The sequence below is a fragment of the Stygiolobus azoricus genome, from assembly GCF_009729035.1.
Taxonomy (GTDB): domain Archaea; phylum Thermoproteota; class Thermoprotei_A; order Sulfolobales; family Sulfolobaceae; genus Stygiolobus; species Stygiolobus azoricus.
The window spans coordinates 460,137-475,563 of sequence record NZ_CP045483.1 but is presented as its reverse complement, the minus strand read 5'-3'; the positions used below and the strand labels follow the sequence as shown (position 1 = coordinate 475,563).

16 protein-coding genes are annotated in these 15,427 nt (G+C 39.0%); 8 read left to right on the top strand and 8 right to left on the bottom strand.

Annotated features, from left to right (window positions below; genetic code table 11):
- Positions 1–31 precede the first annotated feature (31 nt).
- The 4 genes from moaA to D1868_RS02880 all read left to right on the top strand — a co-directional run bounded on the left by moaA (position 32) and on the right by D1868_RS02880 (position 3,710).
- The gene (gene moaA / locus D1868_RS02895) at positions 32–982 is read left to right on the top strand and encodes a GTP 3',8-cyclase MoaA (RefSeq protein ID WP_156005385.1); all 951 of its coding nucleotides are present in this window, start codon (positions 32–34) and stop codon (positions 980–982) included.
- On the top strand, positions 960–2,051 hold the full coding sequence (locus tag D1868_RS02890; RefSeq protein WP_156005383.1) for an aminopeptidase P family protein: 1,092 nt from the start codon (positions 960–962) through the stop codon (positions 2,049–2,051). The genes moaA and D1868_RS02890 overlap by 23 nt, the downstream gene beginning before the upstream one ends.
- Before the next feature lie 75 nt (positions 2,052–2,126).
- Positions 2,127–2,750: a GTP cyclohydrolase I gene (folE, locus tag D1868_RS02885; protein WP_156005381.1), complete on the top strand. Its 624-nt coding sequence runs from the start codon at positions 2,127–2,129 to the stop codon at positions 2,748–2,750.
- A 24-nt stretch (positions 2,751–2,774) separates the two neighbouring features.
- Positions 2,775–3,710 (top strand): MarR family transcriptional regulator, encoded by a 936-nt coding sequence (locus D1868_RS02880; RefSeq protein ID WP_156005379.1) that lies wholly within the window; start codon positions 2,775–2,777, stop codon positions 3,708–3,710.
- On the opposite strand, the gene glnA is transcribed toward D1868_RS02880, so the two are convergent.
- From glnA to D1868_RS02860, 4 genes are all read right to left on the bottom strand, one after another.
- The gene (gene glnA, locus D1868_RS02875) at positions 3,707–5,131 is read right to left on the bottom strand and encodes a type I glutamate--ammonia ligase (protein ID WP_156005376.1); all 1,425 of its coding nucleotides are present in this window, start codon (positions 5,129–5,131) and stop codon (positions 3,707–3,709) included. The genes D1868_RS02880 and glnA overlap by 4 nt on opposite strands.
- A 110-nt stretch (positions 5,132–5,241) precedes the next feature.
- Complete coding sequence (locus D1868_RS02870; RefSeq protein WP_231112437.1) at positions 5,242–5,859, bottom strand: ATP-binding cassette domain-containing protein; 618 nt, start codon at positions 5,857–5,859, stop codon at positions 5,242–5,244.
- Positions 5,852–6,253 carry a thioredoxin gene (trxA, locus tag D1868_RS02865; RefSeq protein WP_156005369.1) on the bottom strand — a complete coding sequence of 134 codons (402 nt, stop codon included), beginning with the start codon at positions 6,251–6,253 and terminating at the stop codon, positions 5,852–5,854. The genes D1868_RS02870 and trxA overlap by 8 nt, the downstream gene beginning before the upstream one ends.
- A complete protein-coding gene (locus D1868_RS02860) occupies positions 6,246–7,613 on the bottom strand; it encodes a class I adenylate-forming enzyme family protein (RefSeq protein ID WP_156005366.1) in 1,368 nt (455 codons plus the stop codon). The genes trxA and D1868_RS02860 overlap by 8 nt, the downstream gene beginning before the upstream one ends.
- Positions 7,614–7,639: 26 nt before the next feature.
- On the opposite strand from D1868_RS02860, the gene D1868_RS02855 reads away from it, so the two are divergent.
- The 4 genes from D1868_RS02855 to D1868_RS02840 are packed head-to-tail and all read left to right on the top strand — an operon-like array spanning position 7,640 to position 11,021.
- Positions 7,640–8,512: a beta-ribofuranosylaminobenzene 5'-phosphate synthase family protein gene (locus D1868_RS02855; RefSeq protein WP_156005363.1), complete on the top strand. Its 873-nt coding sequence runs from the start codon at positions 7,640–7,642 to the stop codon at positions 8,510–8,512.
- A 26-nt stretch (positions 8,513–8,538) separates the two neighbouring features.
- A complete protein-coding gene (locus tag D1868_RS02850; RefSeq protein ID WP_196770294.1) occupies positions 8,539–9,543 on the top strand; it encodes an RsmB/NOP family class I SAM-dependent RNA methyltransferase in 1,005 nt (334 codons plus the stop codon).
- Position 9,544: 1 nt separating this feature from the next.
- Positions 9,545–10,057, top strand: coding sequence for a gamma carbonic anhydrase family protein (locus D1868_RS02845; RefSeq protein ID WP_156005357.1), 513 nt, complete (start codon positions 9,545–9,547; stop codon positions 10,055–10,057).
- Positions 10,050–11,021: a radical SAM protein gene (locus tag D1868_RS02840; protein ID WP_156005354.1), complete on the top strand. Its 972-nt coding sequence runs from the start codon at positions 10,050–10,052 to the stop codon at positions 11,019–11,021. The genes D1868_RS02845 and D1868_RS02840 overlap by 8 nt, the downstream gene beginning before the upstream one ends.
- Here the strand turns inward: D1868_RS02840 and xerA are convergent, their stop codons facing one another.
- The 4 genes from xerA to D1868_RS02820 all read right to left on the bottom strand — a co-directional run bounded on the left by xerA (position 11,022) and on the right by D1868_RS02820 (position 15,348).
- Positions 11,022–11,885 (bottom strand): site-specific tyrosine recombinase/integron integrase, encoded by an 864-nt coding sequence (gene xerA, locus D1868_RS02835; protein WP_156005352.1) that lies wholly within the window; start codon positions 11,883–11,885, stop codon positions 11,022–11,024. It abuts the gene before it with no gap.
- Between the two features lie 74 nt (positions 11,886–11,959).
- Positions 11,960–13,048, bottom strand: coding sequence for an S-methyl-5-thioribose-1-phosphate isomerase (locus D1868_RS02830; protein WP_156005349.1), 1,089 nt, complete (start codon positions 13,046–13,048; stop codon positions 11,960–11,962).
- Positions 13,049–13,087: 39 nt separating this feature from the next.
- Positions 13,088–13,723 carry a protein-L-isoaspartate O-methyltransferase family protein gene (locus tag D1868_RS02825; RefSeq protein ID WP_156005346.1) on the bottom strand — a complete coding sequence of 212 codons (636 nt, stop codon included), beginning with the start codon at positions 13,721–13,723 and terminating at the stop codon, positions 13,088–13,090.
- On the bottom strand, positions 13,720–15,348 hold the full coding sequence (locus D1868_RS02820; RefSeq protein ID WP_196770263.1) for an ATP-binding protein: 1,629 nt from the start codon (positions 15,346–15,348) through the stop codon (positions 13,720–13,722). The genes D1868_RS02825 and D1868_RS02820 overlap by 4 nt, the downstream gene beginning before the upstream one ends.
- Between the last annotated feature and the right edge of the window lie 79 nt (positions 15,349–15,427).

The window sequence follows — 15,427 nt, the reverse complement described above, 5'->3', positions numbered from 1 at the left end:
CTTATTAGGACAGAATTAGAATAAAAAAGTAATGAAGGACAAATACGGGAGGCCGATCGAGGACTTAAGGGTTACGGTTACACACGTATGTAACTTCTCATGCTTTTTCTGCCATATGGAAGGTGAGGGAAATGACGGTGGTGAGTTAACAGCTGAGGAAATATCCTTAGTTGCCAAAGTCGGGAAAGAATTCGGTATAAAAGCCGTGAAACTCACCGGAGGAGAACCCACTCTCAGAAGGGACATTGTAGAGATTATACGAAAGTTAAAAGATGTAGGAATAGAAGAAGTTTCAATGACTACTAACGGATTTCTCTTAGATAAGATCGCCAGAAAACTCAAAGATGCCGGATTGGACAGAGTTAATATAAGTTTGCACTCGACTTCCTCGCAACTTTTCAAGGAAATAACTGCAGTTAATGGCTTCGAGAAAGTTGTGAAGGGTATAGAAGAATGTAACAAAGTAGGTTTAAAGCCAATAAAGTTGAACTTTGTCGTTACGAGGAAAAACATTAGTGAGGTTTTCAAAGTTATTGAACTCGCTGAGAATCTGGGAGTAGACGAGATACACTTGATTGAGCTACACCCAGTAGGGCTGGGTAAAGAGTCCTTTAATTACTATGTATCCCTTGACGAGATCAAGAAAACTCTTAAGGAAAAAGGAAAATTCCTAGGTACTAGGAATAAACATAACAGACCGAGATATCAATACGGCAAGGTTAAAGTTGAGGTAGTCAAACCTTATGCTAATCCCTTCTTCTGTGCAGGATGTAATAGAATTAGATTGACAGTAGACGGTAAGCTGAAGACATGTTTGTATAAGGAGGACAGAAGTGTAGACATAATAGATATATTAAGAGGTAATTATACAGAGGAGGAGAGAATATCCGCGCTGAGAGATGCTTATAGGTTAGCTATATCAATAAGAGAGCCTAATTTCCTATTCGGAGTGAACAAGTATGAGATTAAACAAGTTGGATAAGATTATGGAAGAAGAAGGAATACAGTGTAGTGTGGTATTAAGTGGTGCTGCAATCTTCTACCTTACCGGTTACGATTACATCACGACCGATATAGGAAATGCCGTAGCGTTAGTATATTGTGACAGGGTTCCCACTTTGATAGTACCTGTTCTCGAAAAAAACAGAGCTGAGGCTAAAGTGGGTGATAAAATAGAGGTACTATCTTACAGTTACTCATTGATAGGAGAGAGGGTTTTTAAAGGAGGACTAATTGACGCTATTGTCAATAAAATAAATCCACCTAAGAAAGTAGGAATAGATATGCAAAATTCTTCCAGTTCTTTTTACCTCTCTTTCAAGGAAAAGGTTGGAGATTATATAGATATATCGAAAAAACTAGCTATGATGAGAGCGATAAAGGAGGAAGAGGAATTAGAACTCATAAAGAAGGCAGGGAATATAACTACATCAGCAATGAGAATAGGTAGCGAAAAAATCCAGAACATGGGTATTACAGAGAGAGAAGTTGCAGGGCTAATAGATATGACAATGAGGAATGAAGGAGCAGAAGATTATGCGTTTCCTTCAATAGTGGCTTTCGGTGAAAATTCCGCATTCCCTCATCACGTACCAAGTGATAAAACAATAAGGGAAAACGATAACGCTGTAGTTGATATAGGGGCTAGGTACCGCAACTATTGCTTTGATAGCACCAGAACGTTCATTAAAGGGAATTCTGAGGAGGTTAAGAAGATCTACGAAATTGTGCTACAAGCGCAATTAGAAGCTATAGATACAATTAAGGAGGGGGTAAAGGCTTCAGAAGTAGATCTAGCAGCGAGAAGGGTAATTGAGAAAGCGGGGTTCGGAAAGTATTTCATTCATTCTACGGGACACGGAGTTGGGATAGAAGTTCATGAATTCCCTGCTGTCTCCCCTACTTCTAACGACGTTTTAAAGGAGAATATGGTAATCACAGTAGAGCCGGGTATTTACTTGAAAGGGAAGTTCGGAGTGAGAATTGAAGACACTGTAATAGTTACTAAAAAGAAAGCAATAGTCTTAGAAACTGTTTATAAGTATTTGTAAATTGAACTTTTTATAGTGTAACAAATTTTTTTGAACCAAACTTTTTATTTTAACATACGCAATCAGTCTATTGTTATGGAAGAAACACTTGACCAAGAGAAATTAGTTGAAGAAATTGCAAAAAGAGTTAGAGAAATAATAGAGTTATTAGGCGAAAACCCGGATAGGGAAGGACTTAGGGAAACGCCTATAAGAGTAGCTAAGGCGTTGCTAGAAATGACTTCCGGCATTAGATCTCCTCAACCTAACATTAAAGTCTTTTCACTAAAAGAAAACGGAGGAAGTAGCGAAGAGGATCAAATAGTATTGGTAAAGAACGTGTCTTTTTCTTCATTATGCGAACATCATATGTTACCTTTCATAGGTAAAATTCATGTAGCGTATATTGTAGGGCAGAGCAGAAAAGTTGCCGGATTCAGCAAAATCATAAGGATAGTTAATTATTACGCGTCGAGACTACAGATTCAAGAGAGATTAGTTGAGCAAGTTGCAGATGCGATTATGTCCAGTGATATAGAGCCTAAGGGAGTGATGGTTATAGGAGATGCAATACATATGTGTGCTTACGTGAGGGGGGTAAAGGATAAAGAAGCGACCTTAACATCAGTAGCCACTAGAGGAGTGTTTAAGAACAACGCTTCGTTAAGAAACTACGTATTCAGGCTATTAGAAACGCCAAAGAGATCAACTTTATTATAGGAAAAGACAATTTTTTTATATTGAATGAGTAACGATAATAAAATTACTACTCATAACAATAATAGTTACTCATTAATTCTAGAGCTTATAAGAAAATACGGAGAGTTAAAACAATCTGACCTTGTTAATTTATCAGGTATTTCAAAAAGCAGGGTCTCGGAAATATTAACAGAACTTGAGAAAAAAGGAATAATAGAAAGAAAGAAGCTAGCTGGAAGAAACCTTATAGTCAGACTCTCCTCCAGAAAATTTCTAACATTAGGTATCATAAAGGCTGCTGAATACCCCTTCATCATCCCCTTCATAAAACTTTTAAAAGACAGAGGTTATAGCGTAGATGTCAAAGTCTACAATAATGGATTGGAAGTGACTAAAGACCTTTCTATGGGAAAGCTCGATATGGCATTGTCACCCGTAGTGACGCAACTCCTATTTCAGAAAATTTTCAATAACTTCAAGATCATTGCAGGAGGTGCTAAAGGCGGAGGAGCTATATTGGGGGAGCCCTCTTGCAATTACATAGCAACAACATCGTTATCAAGCATGGAGTTCTGGTCTCTATTATATGATCCTGAAGCTTCTCTCATAGAGTTCTCTAGTCCTGAAGATATGATAAACGCTATGAGAAAGAAGGAAGTTAAAAAGTTGTCTATTTGGGAGCCTTACGTAACAATCCTTTCCAATGAAGGTTTCAGGATAATTCATAGATTTGAACCACTTCATTGCTGTACGTTAGCTATTAGAAACGGATTAGACTCGGAATATTTCAAAGAGATATATGAGCAAGCTTTTACCTCTTTCTTGCACAATAAGGACAGATGGATACAAGATTACTCCTCGATAGTTAACATTGACTATCCAGTACTAAAGAAATCTGTAGAAAATTACGTATTCGACCCTTATTTAGACTTAAATGAGATAAGAAGAAATATGAGAAAAAGTGGTATATTATTGCCTTAGACATCTAAGTAATAGTATATTTCCATTGGGTGTGGATATTGTTGCAGTACCCTTGCTTCTTCTCTCTTTAGATCTATGTAAGCACTAAGTATTGATGAATTAAATACAGGCTTAAGGAATTCATTATCACTCTCTAACTCATCTAATGCTTCATCTAATGATCTAGGTAGTTCTTTAATCTTCAACTGCTTCTTCTTTTCCTCGCTCATATGGTATATGTTCTCGTCTATTGGATCACCTGGGTCAGTCTTCTTCTTGATCCCATCTAAAGCAGCCATCAACATAGCAGCAAATCCTAAGTAAGGATTAGAGGACGGATCTGGAGGTCTGTATTCGAGTCTCTTTGCCTTCTCCATTCCTTTATAGTAAGCTGGAATTCTAATTGCTGCGCTTCTATTAGACTTGCTCCACACTAAGTATACTGGAGCTTCAAAGCCTGGGATTAGTCTTCTGTAACTATTAGTTGTAGGAGACACTATTGCCGATAACGCTCTTCCATGTTCTAATAATCCACCTACAATATACCTACCTATCTGGCTTAATTCTGCATACTCGTCATTAGGATCATACATCAAATTCTTCTTTCCATCCTTAGTCCATAGGCTAAAGTGTGTGTGCATTCCGGTTCCGTTATCACCATAAATGGGTTTGGGCATGAATGTTGCTACCATGCCGTGCTTAGCAGCTACGTTCTTAAGGACGTACTTTAGTGTTTGTACTTTGTCAGCTGTATCTACCATTGTAGAGAATCTGAAATCTATTTCTCCTTGTCCAGCTGTAGCTACTTCATGATGTGTAGCCTCGATATAGAATCCGAAGTAATCTACTAACGTGTTTATAGCTTCTAGCCTTATATCCATTACTTGATCAACCGGTGGAGCTGGGTAATATCCTTCTTTATACCTTATTATAAAACTTCCGTTTTTAGACCAAGGAGCTTCTCTAGCATATACTTTGTAACCTGTTCCACTCTGAGGTAACGCAGCATCAAGCTCTACTTTATCAAATATGAAAAATTCTAGCTCAGGACCAAAGAAGCTTACATATCCCTCGTTCTCTTGGTGTTTCTCAGCAGTTTCAGCAATATTTCTCGGATCTCTTTCAAATCTTCCCCTACCGCCACCCCAATGAACTTCAGTAATAACTCTAGCTACACCAGGTGTCCACGGTATTAGTGCCATTGTAGAAGCAACCGGCCTCAAAACCATATCACTTTCGTAAATTGTAGTAAAGCCTTTTATACTACTTCCATCTAGCTTACCGAATCCAGTCTTGAAGGACTCCTCAGTAAACTCTGATGCAGGAATGGTTATATGCTGTAGTCTTCCAGGTAGATCTGTAAACTGTAGGTCTACCCATTTTATATTATTCTTCTTTAAGAATTCAAGTGCTTCGGAGGGTGTTTTTGGTAGTTCTGGCATGTTAAGGACATATTCAATAAATCTGTTAAAAAAGATATTGCGTCAATTTATTAAAACTTTTTAAAAGTTTATATATATTTGTCAATTACAAATTAGATGAATGTTAAAAATTAGCTCATCATTTTTAAAACACCGTTTTCCATTTTATAACTTCTCTCCGCGAAATCCGCATCAGAAAGATCTTGGGAAACAAAAACAATATTTATATTTCTCTCCCTCGCCAACTGAAAATATTCTTGTATAAAATCCCTTTTATTATTAATATTAGAAAATGCCTCGTCCACTAATATATATCTTGGATTTGATAAAATCGCGGTAACTAAGGAGAGTCTCTGCCTCATCCCGAGACTTAACTCCTTAGTTTTTTGCTTGTATACGTGGTCGTTAAAAGACAGTAAAAACTTAATTCTCTCGTCTTCTAGTGCCTCATCTAACTTTTTCTTATCTTTTATACCCCAAAGTAAATGGTTTTTCACCCTAGTGTTGGGCAGAAAACTTTCAGGTGTGACTAGAACCATTTTCCTTTTCCACGGTGGATATTTAGTTATATCTTCTCCATCAACCTTCACATAACCGTTATCAGGTTCTAGAAATCCTGCAATTATTTTTAAAAAAGTAGATTTGCCGCTCCCGTTTTTTCCGAATATAGCTATGACCCTACTATCATCTTTTATCTCGCTATCTAGAGTAAAATTTTGAATTTTTTTCCTTACCTTAGCTTCAAGCATTGGTATATTTCCTCACATACTCCTCTAACATCTCCTCCTCTACAGCACCTACTATTTGATCTACTAATTTACCTTTCACGAAAATCAGTGTAGTAGGTATATTCATAACCCCGTACTTATCCGCAGTCTTGGGGTTCTCGTCTACATTTAGCCTGCCGAACACTGCTTTATCCTTGTATTTTTCAGCAATCTTCTTGAATATAGGCTCGTATAAATGACAAGGAGCACACCAAGGTGCCCAGCAGTCTATGAAGACTACGTTATTTTTAGCAATCACGTCATCGATGTTTGTGTCCGTAATAGTGACTGTAACCTCTTGTGGATTAATAACGTTCTTAGCTCTTTCTTCTAGTCTCTTTGAAAGTTCTTTTACTAAATCTTCAATCTCACTCAAGGCTATCCACTATATCTATTCTTTTGAGTCTCTTATAAAATGCTACTTTAGTATTAACGTAATTAAGTAATTCGTCCTCAATGCCTGGCCTCTTTTCCTTTACTATGACTTTTCCTACCGGCTGTTGTCCAGCATTTCCAGCATCTTCACCAACCACCTTAGCGTCTATCACCAAGGGATGAGATTTCAAAATGAGCTCTAGATCCCTCGGGAATATCGGATAACCCTTATACTTGATCATCCTCTTCTTAACTCCCCTGAAGTAGAGTAGACCTTTTTCATCGGAGGTCACTAAATCCCCGGTCTTTAACCAACCATCCACGAACACTTTTGCAGTCTCTTCAGGGTTTTTATACCCTAGCATTAGCCAAGGGGCTTTGACCCAAAGTTCTCCTACTTCACCGGGTTTAGCATCCTTACCGTCGTCTTTAACTATTTTAATGTCCACCTCAGGCAGAGGCTTTCCTATACTGATTACGTCAGCGTATTCCTGAGGTTGAAATGTCAACACGAACCCTTCGGTAAATCCGTATTGCTGTACTATCTTTTTTCCGTACTTTTCCTTGAACTTATTGACGGTAGTAGGGAATAATGGGGCAGCAGTGCTTACACAGAGCTCAAGGCTACTTAAATCGGCTCTTTCTAGCTCGTTCAATGCATCATAAACCATAGGGACTGTTGATAAGTAATTTATAGAGTATTTGTGAATAGCTTCCACCATCTCGTTTGCGTTAAACTTACGCATTATATACAAGTTACCTCCAGCTTCCAGAACTACACCTAAGACACTATTGCCCAAAACATGAGCTAAGGGTACTGATAAAACACCTCTAATCTCCTTAAGTTTCGAAGCCTTATATAAGGACAATGCGTTAAGTTCCATCCTTTTAGCACTGTGTAAGACCTGCATCGTCCTACCTGCTATCCCTGCATAATAGTAGACTAAACCTACTTCATCCTCTCTGTATTCATAGGGCTGGTTAAACACCTCGTTTTTCTGAAGCGATTCTATGACCTTGTACCCTTCTAACACCTTTTTCTCTCTTTCAATAATCTCCTTATCAGCTACAATTACGTCTGGGTTTGTGTCCTCCAGTATAAACCTTAAGTCTTCAGCGGAAGTTAATGGATCTACAGATACTACTTTAGCTCCAGCCCAAAACGCTGCTAAATATGTTAAGGTTGATTCCACTGAATTGAACATCAGATGGACTACCGTATCTCCTACGTGGAGTGAGGAAGCCCTTTTAGCTATCTCTTTTCCGGCTTGTTCATAGGTTAATTTATTATCCCCCTCGATCAGAAATACTTGACTTGGTTTTTCTTTATACCATTTATAAACTAGCTGAGCTATGCTCATAACTGTCAGATATTAAGTGATCACGAATGATAAAAATTATTGGGTTATCCAGAATACATGTAACTCTTCTGGACTTAGAGGGAAAGTATGGAAGAATAGATGGAGGAGTTGGAGTCGCTTTAAAACACCCAAAAATAGTAGTTAGGGACGGAAATTGCTACCAGAAAACAGATTTTACTTTACCATATCCCATCCCGGGATATTGTATAGATGAGGATTACGAAGAGCATGTAGGTTTAGGACATACCACACAGTTCAGACTAGCTTTAGCTAAATTATCCGCTGAATACAACCTGAAAAACGTTGATGTTGTAGACCTTGCAAAAGCTGTTGGAAGAGGTGGTACATCTGGCATAGGAGTTTACGCATTTAAGTACGGCGGGTTCATCGTGGACGGTGGACATTCAGTAAAGATAAAAAAACAAGTTGCTCCATCCGACTTTTCTACCGCTCCTCCTCCTCCGCTTATCGCGAGATTTGACTTTCCTTGGTACATTTACGTGAATATACCGAATAAAGGGAGAAAAATCTTCGGAAAGGAAGAACTTGATGCATTTAAGAGGGAAGTCAAAGGAATTGATGAACTAGTCAGAGTAGTGTTTATGAAGCTCGTTCCATCTGTAGCCGAAAGGGACTTAAGCGAAGTTTTAGATAGTATCAAGCTTATCCAGAACCTAGGCTTTAAGAGAATAGAAGTATCTTTACAAACTGATGAGGTAAGGGAATTAATGAAAAAGTTGGAGCTAAAAGGATTTCCTGCAGGAATTTCGTCCTTCGGACCTGCTGTATATACGTTCGTAAGCTCTAGATCAGAAGGAGAAGAATTGGTCTCTTATTTCGGGGGTTTCCTCACCGAACCAAATAACGAGGGGGCAAAAGTAGTTTGGTCGAAAGATTAGACTACGATGAATTTGTAATTGAAGAGTTGAGGAAGGTTTACGGAACTAGACTAAACGAACTATTAAACTCTTTGTTAGTCCCGAATTCTAGACTTTACTTAAGAGTAAATACACTAAAGATCTCACCAGAAGAGCTAGAGAAAGAACTACCCTTCGTGAAAAGAGATGAAGACTTTGAAGAGGCTATGTACGTTGAAGTAAGAGGGCCCAATAAAATAGCAGAACATGATACGAAAGTTATCGTTGACAAGAGGACTGCGGAGAGTGTCATGACGGGAGCAAACGCATACAAACCGGGGATTAAAAGAGTTATTGGGAGCGGGAAAGAAGTTACGGTTATAAGCGAAAACGGGATACCGGTGGCTGAGGGTATTCTAACCCAAGAGGGAATGGTAAAAGTTACGGTATCGTTATATTCAGCTCCCCAAATTTCCGAATATGAAGAACTTAGAAAAGGTTATTTTATACTACAAGGAAAGGCATCGATGCACGTGGCCCATCTACTAGATCCTCAGCCGGGCGAGATCATAGTAGACATGACTGCTTACCCGGGTGGTAAGTTAACTCACGTATATCAACTACAGCCAAAGAGTAGAGTAATCGGGTTTGACCATACCGTAAAAAAGGTAGAGGATCTAAAAAGGAGACTGGAAATGCTCAATATGAGAGAAATAGAGGTGTACAAGGCAGACTCCCGTTATCTTTACGAGGACTTCCATATACAAAACGTGGATAAGGTGTTAATAGACCCTCCATGTTCAGCTTTGGGTTTGAGGCCTAAAATTTACGATAAGAAGACAAAGACTGACCTTCTGAATTTAAGTGCATATCAGAGACAATTCCTTAACTCTGCGTATAAGATTCTGAAAAGGGGAGGAATAGTCATATACTCCACGTGTACCATGACGGAAATCGAGAATGAAGAAATTATAAACGACTCCAAGTTTGAGGTAGAAGAGATTATAAGATTTCACCCGATAATCCATGACATGACTGGATTTTTTATAGCCAAATTAAGAAAGAGAGAATGAAATGCCCGTTGAAGAATATAATGGAGTGAAACCGAGGATATCTCCCCGTTCTTATATACATCCTACAGCTTACATAATAGGAGATGTAGAGATTGACGATTTAACAAGTGTGTGGCATTACGTCGTTATTAGGGGAGATAATGACTCAATACGCATAGGTAGGGAGACTAATATTCAGGAGAACTCCTCTATTCACACAGATCCAAGTTTTAAAGTAGAGATCGGTAACAGAGTGAGTATAGGACATAACGCAGTAATACACGGAGCTAAAATAGGTTCCAACGTTATAATAGGAATAGGCGCTATTCTGCTTAATGGTTCTAAGGTAGGAGAGTATTCGATAATAGGTGCTGGTTCGGTAGTTACACAAGGTACGGAAATTCCACCGTATAGTGTTGCAGTTGGTGTACCGGCGAAAGTGATTAGGAAGGTAAGGGAAGACGAAATAAAGTTAATTAGTGATAATGCTGAAGAGTATTTAAGACACACAAGGAGGTTTTTAAAAATTGAATAGGGATGTAAAAGCTCTAAAGTGGTTTTTCGACACTCAGATATTGAGAGACCCTTTTAAACCTATATACGCGACGTTCAAGGTTACGTCCCGCTGTAACCTTCACTGTACTTTTTGCTCACCAGCTTATTATTCAGGAGAGCTCGGGGAGGCCCCGACTGAAGTAGTTAAGAAGATAATAGACAACATGAAGGATTCATCAATTGTGGTATTGTCTTTCGAGGGAGGAGAACCTACTTTGAGACCGGATATTTTAGAGCTTCTTGAGTACGCACACGATGGTTCCTTTTATGTAATGTTAACCACTAACGGCTATAGGCTGAACGACGAGAATTTTCTGACTAAGTTAGCGGATAGAATAGACTTTCTACATTATTCTATTGATGAATACCATTGGAACGTAAAAGCTTTTAATACCCTGTGCAAGTTCAGGCAATACGGATTGAAAGTTAACGTCCAGACAGTTGTTACACGCTTTAATATAAATAAACTCGAGGAGAAGGTAAGAAAAGTACACGAGTGTAAGTATAAAATTGTCGTGTTACCAGCTATTGACTACCCAACATCTAAAGTTAAACTCGCTCCAGACCCGGAAGAGCTATACAAGGTTTTGTCAGACCTTAAGAGGAAATATGGATCTACATTAAACAATTCTTGGGGGTTCATAAAAGCGCTAAAAGGTGAACAAGTGTCTAGTAGAGTAACGAGCTACGCTATTACAGTATATCCGAATGGGGACTTACCGTATCCTGATGATATTAACGGAAAAGTAGTAGGAAATTTAGCAAAAGAAAAACTTAATGACATATTGAAAAAGCCTATTGTCAAAGATTTACAACAACACATGCTTGCAAATCAAGCTAAATTCGAGTATTTACATTTACAAACATCAACTTTTAACAGCTTTAGAGACTTGTTAAGTTATGCCGCTGAGATAGCTAAGTGGAGGTTCTTAGGGAGAAGCTAGTTAACCCAAAATCTTTTTGTAGATTTGCTCAACGTCTTCGTTCACTAAATGAGTGTATATTTGAGTCGTTCTAATGTCCTTATGCCCAAGTAATCTCTGTACTATCGGTAATTGAACTCCTTTCCTTATTGCGTTAGTGGCAAAAGTATGCCTCAACACGTGAGGTCTAAGGTCTATACCTAGTTTTTTACCTATTCTTTTTAACTTGCGATACAACGCGTGGTATGTAATTTTAAATAGTTTATCTTCCGGCTTCAAGTTATTCCTCTGGAGATAAGCAGATAGGAGCTTGGCAGTCTTCTCCGTAAAGAAGACAACTCTAGCCTCTCCATTCTTAGTGTTCCTCACTATTATACTTCTGTTATTGAGGTTTATATCAGACACCGTTACTGATAGTAACTCCTTTGCACGTAACCCAGTATCGAGTAGTAAGGAGACTATGAGCTTATCCCGAGTCTTCCTGAGGCTGTTCATAAGGACATTTACTTGTTCCTCGGTAAGAGCCCTTACTTCACGCCTCCTAGCCCTCGGTATCGTAGGTCTGACATCTTTTCCGAGCCATTTTAAGAACCTAATAACAGCAATCGTATAGAGCCTTGCCGTAACAGTTTTCTTCCTCCTTTTGTCATTTACGTCATTATTCTTATCCCTTGTGTCCCGTCTTAATATGTTCATTATCCAGTTGTTAACATCGGAAACCGTCACTTCTCTCGGGTCCTTCCTTACATAATCTAGGAAGTCCTTTATAGCTATAGAGTAGATCCTAATGGTGTTTTCAGTGGCACCGGATATTGTCAAAGCGTTAATGAAGTCGTTAAGCGGGTCTTGTGTATAAGGATCAGCAGTGCCAAGCTGAAGCTTCATCAAGGAACTTCTTCTATGCATAAGCTTTTTAAAAAATAGGGTAGAAAGCCCAGTAATATCAAATAATGGATTCCTTACCTCTCAACTATTTTCCTCACATTCTTATCGAAGGGTGGGTATATCACACCTTTTTCAGTGATTATAGCTGTAATGTACTTGGGAGGTGTAACGTCAAATACTGGATTAAAAACCTTAACGTTCTCAGGAGCTATGGGTACACCCCTTACCGTCCTGACTTCATTAGGATCTCTTTCTTCGATCTTCACGTCGTTCACAGAACTTTTAAGGTCAAAGGTAGATACTGGTGCGAGAACGTAAAACGGAATGCCCATCTCGTGAGCAATGACGGCTTCTTTAAACGTGCCTATCTTATTGTAAACATGACCATCTGAGAGTATTCTATCCGCTCCGACCATTACGCTGCTAACCATCTTTTTAAACATGACTAAACCCACTGCGGTATCTGTGATCAACGTAACGGGTATTCCTTCCTCCATTAATTCATAAACTGTGAGCCTACTTCCTTGTAACCAAGGTCTCGTCTCCGGAGCTATGACAGATACATTCATCCCTAGCAAATGTGCTATTTTCACGGGAGCTAGGGCTGTACCCAAACCGGTTCCAGTAGCTAATCCACCAGCGTTACACTGTGTTAGAACAGTATCCCCTGAGTTAAGTTTTTCGAGACCGTATAAACCCATTTGAATTTCAGCTTCCATTTCGTCGTCGAAGACTTTGTTAGCGTCCTTCTTGAGCAACTCTACGAGTTCTTTAACGTTCTTAGCTTCACCTGACTCTACATATTGTTTAGCTCTATTGAGCATATGAGAAGTAGCCCAAGAAAGGTTTACCGCTGTGGGTCTAGCCTTATCCATAACTTGTTTAGCGTTGTGAAGCAGTTTTAAGGCATCATCAATACTACTGGCTTTCAGCACTGATAATACCATTCCGTATGAGGCAGTTATACCTATAGCTGGGGCGCCCCTAACTTTCATTAGCCTTATTGCGTCAGCCACCTCCTCTGGAGTTCTGAGTTCAACAAAGACCTTCTCAAAAGGTAAGAGGGATTGGTCAAGAACTGTTAACTTATTCTGATTGTTATCCCATATTATGGGCTTTAGCTTAGGCTTGAACATTTCTTTAATTTCTTTTACTGAAACCATTGTGTAGTTAATTAAAATCGAAAATTAAAAGTTAGAAGCTTAATACCAGAAGCCGCACAAACCCTTTAGCTTAGAGAAGATTACGTCAGTAACTCTGAATATAAAGGGTTCTTCCCCTTTAACTATTTTGTACAAACCTTGCTTATCACCACTGTCAGCAATAGGAACCACCATTATACCACGCTTTTTCAGTTGAGAGTACAAAGCATAAGGAAAAGTCGGAGCTGCAGCCCATACAACTATTTTATCGTATGGCTGTGCTTTCTCATATCCTAGACTTCCGTCCCCAAAAACAAGGTTGACAGAACATTCGGTAAGGTTCTTCCTTGCTAGAGAATAAGCCTCTGGGTCGAATTCTATTGAATATACGTTTTCGCACCCTACAATTTCAGCGATTAAAGCAGTATAATATCCACTCCCCGTCCCTATTTCGAGGACTTTTTCTCCTTTCTTTAATTCCAGTAAATCTAACATTAGTATACCCAATGACAATGCCGTAGTATTGTAATTCCTAGTTATCGGAATAGCTTTATCAACATAATCCTTAGAATAAGCTAGATGTTTATAAGGATCTGGGAGAAATTTTTTCCTATCGATTTTCCTCAGTGCATCTAAGAGCTCCTTTGAAGTTATCGACTTTGATAAATAACTTATAACTTCCTCTTTTTCACTCACTTTAAGATCTTAAGTAGATTTTCTTTAAGCTCACTTATATTATTATCAGCGTAGAACATAATTGGAATATCCTCCTTGAGGGCTGCTTTGAAACTTATGAGGAGCCATTGACCTATGTCAAAGTTAAGGGTTCTGTCTACTAGCGAGTCCGAAATACCAAAAGTCTCAGATATTAACTGCCTATCGTATGGTCTGGGTAATGTACTCACAAAGTAGGTGTGAATTTGCTGAAGGACGTTAGTGTTCAAGTAAGCTAATCTCTGAGTGCTTATCAGTGCGTGAAGGTGATATTTTCTTCCATGTCTCAAAAGTTTCTCCACAGCTATAGAGGAATATTCTGAATAGTCCTTTTGCCTCGACTCGAAAGGTATGAACTCTTGTGCCTCATCCAAAACGAAAAGAACTACGGGAATAGACGAATACGACCTTTTCCTCCTCATAAAGACTTGGTCTATAAGCAAGGAAATTACCAGCCTTGCGTCATCCATGTTAGGTGTTTCAACTATAAATAACCTTGGAGATGCTGGATCTTGATCCAACAACTCAATAGCTAAGTTTTCGACATCGTACTCCTCACTTTCTATCGGCTTAAGCTCAATATATTGCTTTATTGCAGAAATAAACGAAAATATTGTAGCGTTCTCCTTAATTCCAGCCTCTCTAGCCTTCATCTCAACTTCGTCAAGTGAGTGTAGTACAGCCTCATCAACTACATCGTCCTTACTTAACTTGTTTTCCCTCATTAATCTATCGAGTTCGTGAAGTAACATCATGAAAAACGGCTTTTGCGCAGTTGCTACATACTTGTCTTCGGTCTGGCTTCTAACCATATCAATTAGCATACCGTATGTAAGGAAACTAATTCCTTGTGGAGGTATGTAGAGCTTTCTTAGCTTACCTTGGTTATAGAGAGTCTCGAAGGCTTTTCTGATAAGATCTCGGTCTTCGTTAAGTTCCTCAGGAATAACGTGGGTCCTAAGGAGCCTCCTACCCGCATCTATTTGGTTATCGGGTAGCCTATCCAGTGTCACCAGCCTGGACTCGTAAGTTAGGAGCTGATCGAGAAGGAGAATCCCGTACTCCATTGAAACGTCTATGACTATGACTTTCAGATCTTTCATCTTCTCTAAGGATTTTCTTATTAACATTGAAGTAAGGTTTGATTTACCAGAGCCCGTATATGCGAAAACACCTATATGATACTTTATAGCCTTCTCAATGTTCAGTTTTAGGTCGATGTTCTCATTAACTACTTTACCTATTTTAACCCCGTTTTCGTAGAAAACAAATTTCTCGAAAGTCTCGTCCGTAAAGAGCTTGACTTTAGAACCAGGTAGCGGTGGGATATATCCGCGTTTGAATTCCACCCCGCCGTTGACTCTCATAACGTAGCCTACAGATGAAGCATATACTTCTATCCACGACTCCTTACTCTCCCATTTCTCCTCAACCCTTTTCATTATCTCCTCTCTAAGTTCTGGAGGGACGCTCCCATCGAGGTTGACCATACCGTAATGTTGTGGGAAATAGTCCGTTACCTCCAGAAGCAAGTAATACTCCTTCCTTATGGTTTCAACAGCTAGAAGTTTACCCGCATCTATCGGAGTATCTCTAGAAAATGGCATCTCTATCACGAAGACTCTGAAAGTTATAGTCCCCCTACCGTCAGCAGTAGGTCTGGTAAACGTTCTTATTTCTCTTAAC